General features: G+C 35.0%; 10 protein-coding genes and 1 pseudogene. 3 read left to right on the top strand and 8 right to left on the bottom strand.

Features of this window, described 5'->3' with window-relative positions; all coding sequences use genetic code 11:
• Window positions 1-83 precede the first annotated feature (83 nt).
• From PR675_RS10865 to PR675_RS10830, 8 genes and pseudogenes are all read right to left on the bottom strand, one after another.
• Window positions 84-1,037 carry a hypothetical protein gene (locus tag PR675_RS10865; RefSeq protein WP_036942710.1) on the bottom strand — a complete coding sequence of 318 codons (954 nt, stop codon included), beginning with the start codon at window positions 1,035-1,037 and terminating at the stop codon, window positions 84-86.
• A 752-nt stretch (window positions 1,038-1,789) separates the two neighbouring features.
• The gene (locus tag PR675_RS10860) at window positions 1,790-2,239 is read right to left on the bottom strand and encodes a GNAT family N-acetyltransferase (protein WP_004915894.1); all 450 of its coding nucleotides are present in this window, start codon (window positions 2,237-2,239) and stop codon (window positions 1,790-1,792) included.
• 278 nt (window positions 2,240-2,517) lie between these two features.
• Complete coding sequence (gene ridA / locus PR675_RS10855; protein ID WP_004915899.1) at window positions 2,518-2,904, bottom strand: 2-iminobutanoate/2-iminopropanoate deaminase; 387 nt, start codon at window positions 2,902-2,904, stop codon at window positions 2,518-2,520.
• Window positions 2,905-3,008: 104 nt separating this feature from the next.
• Complete coding sequence (pyrI, locus tag PR675_RS10850) at window positions 3,009-3,473, bottom strand: aspartate carbamoyltransferase regulatory subunit (RefSeq protein WP_004915901.1); 465 nt, start codon at window positions 3,471-3,473, stop codon at window positions 3,009-3,011.
• A 13-nt stretch (window positions 3,474-3,486) separates the two neighbouring features.
• Window positions 3,487-4,422: an aspartate carbamoyltransferase gene (gene pyrB, locus PR675_RS10845; RefSeq protein WP_014657345.1), complete on the bottom strand. Its 936-nt coding sequence runs from the start codon at window positions 4,420-4,422 to the stop codon at window positions 3,487-3,489.
• A 15-nt stretch (window positions 4,423-4,437) separates the two neighbouring features.
• Window positions 4,438-4,587 carry a hypothetical protein gene (locus PR675_RS10840; RefSeq protein WP_004915905.1) on the bottom strand — a complete coding sequence of 50 codons (150 nt, stop codon included), beginning with the start codon at window positions 4,585-4,587 and terminating at the stop codon, window positions 4,438-4,440.
• Window positions 4,588-5,056: 469 nt separating this feature from the next.
• Window positions 5,057-5,193: pseudogene (locus PR675_RS21005) on the bottom strand (IS6 family transposase); the annotation flags it as partial.
• A gap of 170 nt (window positions 5,194-5,363) precedes the next feature.
• Window positions 5,364-6,353 (bottom strand): LacI family DNA-binding transcriptional regulator, encoded by a 990-nt coding sequence (locus PR675_RS10830; protein ID WP_014657347.1) that lies wholly within the window; start codon window positions 6,351-6,353, stop codon window positions 5,364-5,366.
• A gap of 347 nt (window positions 6,354-6,700) precedes the next feature.
• Between PR675_RS10830 and PR675_RS10825 the strand changes: the two genes are divergently transcribed.
• The 3 genes from PR675_RS10825 (at window position 6,701) to PR675_RS10815 (ending at window position 11,146) form a co-directional block, all read left to right on the top strand.
• Window positions 6,701-7,945: an MFS transporter gene (locus tag PR675_RS10825; RefSeq protein WP_060561471.1), complete on the top strand. Its 1,245-nt coding sequence runs from the start codon at window positions 6,701-6,703 to the stop codon at window positions 7,943-7,945.
• Window positions 7,946-7,975: 30 nt separating this feature from the next.
• Window positions 7,976-9,184, top strand: a complete 1,209-nt coding sequence (locus PR675_RS10820) for an adenosylhomocysteinase (RefSeq protein WP_004915914.1) — start codon at window positions 7,976-7,978, stop codon at window positions 9,182-9,184.
• An 84-nt stretch (window positions 9,185-9,268) separates the two neighbouring features.
• On the top strand, window positions 9,269-11,146 hold the full coding sequence (locus PR675_RS10815; RefSeq protein ID WP_060561470.1) for a metallophosphoesterase: 1,878 nt from the start codon (window positions 9,269-9,271) through the stop codon (window positions 11,144-11,146).
• Window positions 11,147-11,226 lie beyond the last annotated feature (80 nt).

The raw sequence follows: 11,226 nt of genomic DNA, 5'->3' as shown, positions 1-11,226 counted from the left end.
CTCTATCATCATTTGTGTAGGGCCATGTTTAACATGGCCCGAGTTTGAATTACTAATGAGGATTATTGATGTTTAAAGTATTATTATCTAGAAATAATAAATTTTTCACCATCAAAGCGTAATTTCGGATTAATACCAATAGACTGACCAGACTCTAAATCTTTAAAAGCGATTGGTGACTTAAAAACTGAAATAACACGATTATCAAGGTATTTAGAGATCTCACTATTACTAGAAATATTGAGTGGTTTTAACTGATACTGCTCTTTGTCGAAAAGCATAGAAAAACCAAGGGAGTTATAATATGATTCAACGCTCCCTCCATCTGCGGAACTTGATTCTTCTAACATCTCATTAAACAATAGTTTTATTTTTTTCTCATCTTGTCGGTTAAAAGCATCCCATATTTCGGTGTAAATCTCTTTTAATTTAGCTTGCTGATCAAGAGGGAGGTCATTAACAAACTCGATGTTATCATTAAATTGGTATGATGTAGTCCACTTCCAAGCTGGAAAATCTTCTCTGATATTAAATTGTTGAGTCATTCTATAATAATTATCATCGTTACCAATGAATTCAACCTTTAAATCATCCACTAGTTCTCCCCAGCTAATGTTCGAATTTTTATAGTGAGATGCTTTTTTTATGTTAAAATCAATATCTTCGTTTGGTCTGTAACTAATAAGTGAAATATGGTTTAACTTATCACTTTCAAATCTATCTCTAGCTAGAAACTCAAAATTACACTCAGCACCTGTAGTGAAAATTTCGGAATTTTTATTTAGTGAAAATAATACAATTCTGATTTTATTATTTTTTTCTTTAAGAAAAGAACCAATACCAAATGTAGTGTTAAATTTATTCATATCAACATTATATATTAGCTTTACATCATTAATATATAGTTCTATCCCACATTGATTTAAATCAATACCTATTTTATAGTCATATTTTTTTAGTTCATTATCATGCATTTTTGTGGCAGCAACATTAGATGAAATGAAGATCAACATTAATAATAGTATTTTCTTAATCATAATTTACCCGTTAAAATGATAAATAGGTATCGTACCTTCAGCCTTAGGAGCGAGAACTATATCTTCTGGGAGAAATTCTCATTTAAATTTATTGGTAGTAGAACCTGTTAATTGACTTGTTCATTTCCCACTATACCAGCTTTAACCTCAAATTTATAATTGAATTTAAGTTACGGTTAAACCGATCCTATTTTTATCCACCACTAACCTAAAGTTAATACTGCCACTAAATTCCCCTTCTAATTTAGAAGTGAGCTTCATTTCATTATCAAAAGTTAGTTTTAATCCGCTGTCTAAGAGCCGAGCTTCAATGAAAAGGCCTTGTATAGCCATTCAAGTCTGGCTTATTGCGTGATTCCTCTTTTTCTTCCATATGCAGACAGAACTTACGCCATTTTTCTCTAGTTTCTGTACGAGTGAAAACAACATTAATAATATCAATTCATAATCCTAAACCAATAAGTGGTCCGAAGGAGAAGTCAAAGGGGTTGTTGTTAGCATTGTAATTAATATCGCTAATAGATATTTTCTAATGCTCGACTATATTTTAATGCATTGATATATAAGTGAATTGTTTTGAGATAATCAAGGGTGACTCTAAAGATAAACCTCAATAGCATATTATTTGAGCAATACTTATTATCCTTTGTGATGGCTTTAATTGCCAATCCCATTGAATACAAAAAGACCCCCAATAATTGGTTGCCCAGTTATTGGAGGCCACTTCAAGTCACGCCTTTAAATCAAAAGGGTTATTGTTTGATTAAATCAAACTTAGCTAAATACTCCCCCCAATCAGCTAGGCCTTGAAATTCAAACCCGACACTCTGATAAAAGTGGTGTGCACCCACGTTATCGGTGTGATAGCCAATCATAATGGCAGGAATATTATCCTTATTTGATGACTTTATCTCATCAATTAATAAAAGCATGGCCTGCAAACCATAGCCTTGACGCTGATGAGATTCATCTATCATAAAGCGATAAATCCAATAATTCCCATCGTCAGGGTCAATGCCATACATGACTAACCCAACGAGTGTTTCTTGATGCTGGATCCCTTTAACGATAAACCGTGGTAAGAATTGGACTTCGGCAATTGAATATAAATTGGAAGCAATAAATTGTGATTGTTCCTCTGATACTTGCAAATCAGCACAATCTTCCCAGTTATCTTGATTCAGCTCAACAAGTGTTACCATTAACTTCTCCTTTTTAGAGAAGTAAACCTTCTCTAAATTATGAATGAATAGAATATGCAGTGAATTTATTTAGATTGTTTTTACGCATGGTAACCCCCTTAGTGAAATTGATGGCATAGCCGAATTGGCAATTTAAAATGCGGCTCAAATATGCCGGAATGGTGATGAAATAACAAGATAGTGCACAAAATATTTTATTGTGCTGGTAGGAAATACATTGGGGCATTGATAAAAAAACCTGCCAATTTTATTTAGCAGGTTTTCCAATGATAGATAAATTATTTACGAACAGCGATCGCTTCGATCTCGATTTTTACATCTTTCGGTAAACGGGCAACTTCAACGCAAGAGCGTGCTGGGAATGGTGCATTATGCTGCTTGAAAAACTCTTCATAAGTTGCATTTACGGTTGCGAAATCGTTCAAATCTTTCACAAATACCGTGGTTTTCACGATATTGGCAGCGCTAAGGCCTGCTTTTTCTAAGATAGCTGCCACGTTTGCGAGTGATTGACGAGTTTGTGCCGCGATATCTTCAGGCACTTCACCTGTTTTTGGATCAACAGGGATCTGGCCAGATGTAATGACCATACTGCCTAAGTCAACACCTTGAACATAAGGGCCAATAGCTGCCGGTGCGTTTTCTGTACTGATTTCGTATGACATAAATACTCCGTTTAATCAGGTAAAAAAGTGGTAACTTTCGCTTATAGAAGTTCAGTATAAAGCTTTGAAGCTCACATACAAAGCCGTGGTCACACGAATCTCATTTATTGGTTATTAATAACGGCGTCTCTGTCGAACTCTTTTTCACAAAATTTACAGGTTAGCGCCACTTCTTTGCCCATTTTTTTCACCTTAAAGCTACTAGACACCGGCTCATTATGGCTAATACAGTTACTATTTGGGCAAATCAATACATTGTCGATATATTCAGGTAATCGTAACTCTAATTTTTCAACCACTTGGTAGTCTTCGATACGATTAACGGTTGCTTCTGGTGCATACATCGCTAATTGGTTGGCTTGCTCTGGTGTCAAAAAAGTATTTTCGATTTTGATTAAATCTTTTTTCCCCAAGTTATTCGAGGGTAAATTTAAACCGATGGTAATGCGCTCATCTGTTAAGGTGAGTTTAAATAGACTCAATAGCTTAAAACCAATTTGAGCAGGAATATGGTCGATGACAGTGCCACAACTAATTGCTTCAACTTGTAATTTATGATCGTGTGTCATGATGTGTTTCTCCTCAGATGGCCAATTCTTTATTTAAAACCAGAGACAACAAAGCTTGCCTTGCGAAAATGCCGTTACCCGCTTGTTGGAAATAGTAGGCGTAAGGGGTCTTATCAACATCAACAGTGATTTCATCAACGCGCGGTAATGGATGTAAAACTTTAAGATTGGGTTTGGCATCTTGTAAATCTGTGGCACGGAGTACAAATTGCGCTTTGACATTGGCATATTCAGACGGGTCTAAACGTTCTTTCTGTACTCGTGTCATATAAAGGATATCCAACTCAGGCAGCACTTCATCAATATTGTTATGTAAGCTGTATGTGGAGCCTTTTTCTTCAAGAAGATGCAGGATATGGATTGGCATAGATAGCGCTTCTGGCGCAATAAAATAAAAGTGATTGCCTTCAAATTTAGAGAGGGCTTGTGTCAGTGAATGGACTGTTCTGCCGTATTTTAAATCACCCACCATTGCGACTTGTAGGTTTTCAAGACGACCTTGGGTTTCTTGGATAGTAAAGAGGTCGAGTAGTGTTTGTGTTGGATGTTGGTTTGAACCATCACCAGCATTGATAATGGGAATTTCCCCCGCAAATTGGCTGGCTAAGCGTGCAGCACCTTCTTGTGGGTGGCGCATCACGATAGCATCGACATATTGGCTGATCACCGAAATGGTATCTGCGAGTGTTTCACCTTTTTTCCCCAGTGACGTGTTGGTGCTGTCAGAAAACCCCACAACAGATGCTCCTAGGCGGTGAATTGCGGTCTCAAAGGATAAACGTGTGCGAGTCGACGCTTCGAAGAAACAACTGGCGATGACTTTATGTTTTAAAAATTCTGGCTGAGGTTGCTGTTTTAGGGAGGCAGCCACTTTGAGCACAAGTTCAAGGTCGGTGCGATCTAAATCATTAATTGAGATTATGTCGCGTAGGTATAGAGGGTTCGGCATCGTTGTTCTCCTGTGTCAGCAAGACGTATAAGGTGAAAGGCCAAAAAAAAGCCCCTCAATGAGGGGCTTTTCTTGAAATACGGAGGGGAAAAACAGGCTGTCCAGACCGCCAGAAGGCAGTGCAGTGGAGGTGTTCTTTGAAACAAATAGAGCAACAGCGTTCATGTTTTCTCCCGGCAAATTGTGGCGCATTATACGCGTGTCTTTTCATGACGCAAGCGTTTGCATACAGAAAAATAGATTTTTTTGCGTCTAAGTCCACTTACGTTTCCAGTTATTTTGTATAAAAACAGTCAAATCAGAGAGATATTTGTCATTGACTGAGTCGCTTAGCGAGTCGTTCTAATTTAACCATCAATAACACCCTGACCTTTATCTAAAATATCAGGCTCATACATCTGCCACCATGCTTTTTCTTTGAGGTAAATTTCGTTAAACGGATCACCCTGTTGGGGTAGCAATAAATCCGTCACTCCATTAGGACTGCCTTTTTCTATCCGCAATCACGGCTGACCATGATTATATTTCGGAGAAGGTAAGAGTTGCAGAGGTGCTGGAGATTGCGCTAACACCGACATTATGCGCATAGCACTCATGCCCAGCACTAATTCCATCGGCATCGAATGCTCCCCAAGAGCTGCCAAGAAGAGACAGCTCGAATAAATTGATATTTTTTGAGTTTTTATGGAGTATCGGTGCATATTCAATAAACCAACGATAATTTGTCGAGCGATGAACCGACATACCGTGTTTGGCCAGCATATCACTGACTTTAGTGACATGACTTTTCCTAAAGAAGCGAGCAATGACCTTAATGTCGTTCACTTCGACAATTTTTGCAACAAGCCCACAAAAAGTGCAGTTTATCCTATAATCAACGCATCAAATACTCGACCGTCTCCTTTCACTTAAAATCAAGTTTCTTGATATTTATTCGAGGATTAAGCTTGTGTCGACCCTCTAGTAACAACTTTTAACGTAACGAACTGTTTTTCTATGATTTGTGGATTATTTGATATTTTTTCCAATAGCATTTTGATAGCGATTTCCCCTATGTATTGAGTCGGAATTTGTACGGTAGATAATTCTGGGTTCAAATAGCTGCAAAGATCTGTGTCATTGAATCCTATTACTGCCACATCGTTAGGAATATGAATGTTCAGGTGTTTTGCTGCCCGATAGATAGCGCCTGCTAAAATATCGTCATCACAAAAAACAATATTGGGTTTTTGCTGCAGTAATATCTCTGCATTCTCAGTTGATTGCGCGAGATTGAATGATGAATACACGATATGTTTAGATTTTTCTGGATTTTCTAATGAATTGAATTGCTGATCAAAAAGTTCATGCCGCGTTAAGAAGTGTTGCCTTGGAAGATCAATTCTAAAAGAACCAACTCTGAATCGTTTCATTTTACTTGCAATGTAAAATATAGATTCGATCGCTTTTTTTACCTCTAAGCAAATATCGTTGTTTTTTTCGTCATCAGACTCAATAAATATCAGTTTTTCTCGGTAATATCTTAATAATTCGATGTTTTTCTTGTCACATGAGTAAATTATACCGCCACTGATAAGCTTACTTTGAAATAATGATATTAGATGCTCATGCCATTGTTTGTTAGCATAACTATCTAAAAGAATTAAAGAATAACCAGATTTGGTTGCGAAAATTTCTGCTGCGTGAACAACTTTTGCAAAATAAGGTTGCTGAATATCTGGGACAATAAAGGCGATAGTCTTAGAATTCCCACTGCGTAAAACTTGCGCATTAATATTGGGATGATAACCAAGTTCTTTTGCAACGCTGAGAATTTTTTCGCGCGTTTTATCAGATACTCTGCCATGATAACGACCACTGAATACGAGAGATACTGTTGATTGTGATACATTCGCTAAACGGGCGACATCTTTGCTATTAACCGTAGACATTTCCTCTCCAACAATAAAAAACATAATCAATAGATAAATAATAATATATTCTTATATCAAATAGGTAATGACCGCATGTATTAATACTAAGGGATAAAACCTATTTGAGCCTACTAATTTATCAGTATTCTTCAATGATATGATCACCATCAAGTCATACGTATAACCTATTGTGAAGTACATCACTTTATTCTTACTAGTTAGTGAGTATATTAATTGAACATGATAAGCGTTTATGGGATAGACTGTGATTAATTTAAGTTAAAAAATATTTTTAAGTGCAATGCCTCGGCTCCCATAATAAATAAGTGTATTTATATATTATTTCGTGAGGTAAAAAGACTATCATGAGTATAATCACTCGATTAAAAATAGTTTCATTTTTACAGTTTTTCATATGGGGCTCTTGGTTAGTTACCTTTGCATCATATATGCTCAATACCCTTCATTTTAAAGGTGGGGATGTAGGGTTAATATTTAGCACACTAGGAATAGCATCATTATGCTCACCTATTTTAATCGGTCTAATAGCAGATAAAATCAACAATAGAAAATTAGTTTATGTCACAACTCATTTGATATCAGCATTTTTTCTAATTCTAATGGCGCATAGTTCTTCATTTAGCTTACTTTTTTTAATGACATTGTTTCATCTTCTTTTTTATATGCCAACAATGTCGATATGCAATAGCATAATTTTTGAAACTATTGGTAAGGAAAAATTAAATTCAGAAGAATATTTTCCTAAAATTAGAGTGTATGGGACGGTTGGGTTTATATCCGCAATGTGGATAATTAGTTTATTGGAATTAGAAACTAGCTATTATCAACTGTACATTGCTGCAATTGCTTCTGTTATTTTGAGTATTTATTCTATTGTTTTTATCTCAATAAATAATCACAGTAAATCTGTAATAGATGCTCCTCATGCTTTTGAATTTAGCGACTTAAAAATTCTATTTGGAAAGCCTCAAGTGGTTGTTTTTCTGTTTTTTTCTATGCTCTTAGGATCTGTTTTACAGATCACAAATACATTAGGCGTACCTTTTTTACAAGACCTTTCTGAATTACCTGAAGCCAAAAATTCAATTTTTTCAGCGCATCCGACAATATTCTTATCAATATCGCAATTTTCTGAGGTCTTGTTTATATTGCTACTCCCATTGTTATTAAGGTACATAAAAATAGAGAAAATTTTATTACTAAGTATGATTGCGTGGATATTACGTTTTGGATTATTTGCTTATGGCGATTTTACATATATAGGAACCATGGTGTTATTTCTTTCTATGATAATTTATGGTTGTGCATTTGATTTTTTTAATATATCTGGTTCTTTATTTTTGGAAAAAGAAATAACCCCGGAATTTCGATCTACCGCGCAAGGTGTATTTACTACATTGGTTAATGGTTTTGGTACTTTTTTAGGGGCAATACTGAGTGGTTGGGTATTAGACCTTAATACAACGAATGGTGTTGTTGATTGGAAAATGTTCTGGATTATATTCACTAGTTATACGCTTGTATTTACACTAGCTTATGTGGTCTATCTGATTTTTACAAAAAACAATGTTAAAAAAATTCATGTTTAATAAAAATGTAAAATTTTTGAGGTATATATTATGTTAGATATCGATCAGTACTCTATTCAAGATATGAGTTTGGCAGAACTTGGGATGAAGCGTATCAATTGGGCAAAAACACATATGCCTATTATGAAGCATTTAATAAAAAGACTTGAACAGGAACAGCCTTTTAAAGGAATGACTATTGGCATTTGTTTGCATGTTGAAGCGAAAACAGGAGTATGGCTTGAAGCTTTAACAAAAGGTGGCGCAAGAATTGCCATTACAGGCTCTCCTGGTTCGACACAGGATGAAACAGCCGCAGCATTGGTTAAGTATATGAATGTCAGTGTTTTTGCGAGAAGAAACGAGTCATTTGAGGATCATATTACCTATTGTAAAAAGGTATTAGAAATGAACCCTTGCATCATTGCTGATAATGGCGCTGATTTGCATGAACTAGTCCTGACTGATCCTAAATTTAAGTCGTTACAAAAGACAATTATTGGTGCAACTGAAGAGACAACAACAGGGGCAAATCGTTTACGAGAAAACTTTGTTTCTCAACTTTGGCCAACACTCATTATTAATGATACTCAGTCTAAGCGAATTATAGAAAACAGATATGGCGTCGGTTCATCAGTTGTTGAAAGTATTGCTCATGCGACTAATGTGATGATACACGGTAAAAAGGTTGTCGTTATCGGATATGGATATTGTGGTTCTGGTGTAGCGCAGCGCTTCAGAGGAATGGGGGCTCATGTTACTGTTGTTGACACAAATCCACTGACTCGGTTGGAGGCACATTTAGAAGGTTTTCAGACCGCGGAACTTTTGGATACTTTGTGTGATGCTGATTTTGTTGTCAGTGTAGTGGGACGAGATAACATACTGACCTCGAAGCATTTTACGGCAATGAAAGATAATGTCATTGTGGCAAATGCAGGGCACTTTCAACGTGAAGTTGATATAAAAGCGCTGAATTCCATCACATCTAGTTGCGAAGACGTCACGCCTAATATCAACAGATACCAACTGAAAACAGGTAAAAATATATTTTTAATGTCTGATGCAAATTTAGTCAATTTATCCGCAGGTAATGGTAATCCTATTGAAGTTATGGATTTAGGGCTGGCGCTACAAACATTAAGCTTAGAAAAAATAGCACTCAGTAGTAAAACATTAAAAAATATCCCACAACCAGTTCCTTTTGATATAGAAATGAAAGTGGCGCAACTCGCCTGTGATAATTGGATCACGCATTAATTTGAGTCAAGGCGTAATGACTTAATAAACATTAATGTTTAGTGCAAAACAATTATTATAATAAATTAATTTTGAGATAATAATATGAAGAGAATATTTCTTGGTTCATTATTAATAAGCGTTTTAATCTCATCATCGTATGCTGATAATTTAGTTGAGGTTAATATACTCAGTACATCAGATATCCATTCTTTTATTAGTGATGATAACTATTACAGTAATACTAAAAGCGAAAATTATGGTTTGATATCATGGATAGGCACTATTGAAAAGTTTAGACGTGACCATAAAAATACTTATTTAGTTGATACTGGCGATCTTTTATCAGGAAACCCAATCGGTAATCATGTCATTAAACGTTATAATCAGAATGATGCCTATTATAATATTTCTCCTATTATATGCAGCTTGAATGCCCTAAATTATGATGTCGCAACTCCAGGTAATCATGATTTTGATAATGGCATTGATTTTTTAAAGAAGTCTTATTCAGGTGCAAACTTTCCTGTGGTTTTAAGTAATGTTATTGATAAAGAAAAACAGGAAAGCCTTTATCCTGAGTATATTATAAAAGAAAAAAATGTAATCGATGACGTAGGTAAAAATCACTTATTGAAAATTGCTTACATAGGCTTGGTTCCTCCGCAAACAATGCTTTTTAATAAAAGTAAACTGGAAAATAAAATTATATTTTTTGATATGCTAGAATCTGCCAATAGCGCAGCAGATAAGGCTAGAAAGGATGGTGCAGATCTTGTAATTGCTTTATCCCATTCAGGGATTGATGTATCACCAATTGAATATGGAATGGAGAATGTAGCATATTATCTTGCAAGAAATCCAAATATTGATGGTGTTTTATTTGGTCATACTCATGAAATATTTCCTTCTAAAAAAACGATAGCGCATGAAAATATTAATATTGAATCAGGAAAAATATTTGATAAGCCAGCTGCACAACCAGGGAAATGGGGGGAGTCAGTATCTGCAATAACCTTTAACCTTGAAAAAAAGAATGGGCAATGGCTTATAAAAAGTAGTAAAGGTTATCAGTTAGAAAAAAGTGATGTGCCTGCTGCGGAAAATACTATTAAAAGTGTATTATCATGTATAAATGATACAGAAATAGACTTAAAAAAAGATTTAGATAAGGAGGTCAGTCTTGATCAATTTAAAATTGATAATAATTTTAATTTAATAGGAAATGAAAGTTTAACAACACTCCTTGTTGATTCAATTCATGATTATATGAAAAATTACACAAATGAAAATGATAAGCTGCTTGTTTCTATTTCACCTTCTTTTTCATTAAATGACGATAATTATATCATTGATATACAGGATAGAAAGCTTACGAATAGAGACTTAAATCAAATTTTCTACCCTGCTTATTTATCCGCCCTAAGAGTAAATAAACAGCAGATAATTGAATGGTTAGAAATGAGCTCGAATATATACAACTCCCCTGATGGTGACTCTACTCCTTTGATAAATAATCAGTTTCATAGTTTTCTATTTTACCCAATAATAGGGTTGACATATGATGTAAATATTAGCAATCAGCCGTTATACGACTTGTCTGGTAAGCGGAATGAACAGGTGAAAAAAGGAAGGATATCTAATATTCGTTATAATGGTATAGAAATAACGGACGAAGATTCCTTTATTATTGTTGCTAGTAAATATGCGCCTTTTTTTCAAAATAATAAAGATAGCCCTTATTTAGATATTGGAAATGAAAGAAATATTGATATTTTCAGTAAATATATTTCCTCACACCATGAATATTCTAAACCTAAAAATAATTATCGCATAATTTCTGACTTACCAGTACAAATGCATTTAGTATTACCGCATTACACAGACAAGTCAGCGACGTTCTTATGGAATAATCAATATGAACTGAAGTTGAATAGCCAAGATAAAAAGTGGATGACTTACCAAATAAAAATAAGCAAGTGACATTTGGAGACTATTTTAGGTCGTTGAGAATGGCTAAGGTAGTCTCCATTTTTAGTTGACCGTTACAGCTTACCTGTATT

It is taken from the genome of Providencia sp. PROV261 (genome assembly GCF_028477945.1).
GTDB classification, from domain to species: Bacteria; Pseudomonadota; Gammaproteobacteria; order Enterobacterales; family Enterobacteriaceae; genus Providencia; species Providencia stuartii.
This window is presented reverse-complemented; position numbering and strand designations above follow the sequence as displayed.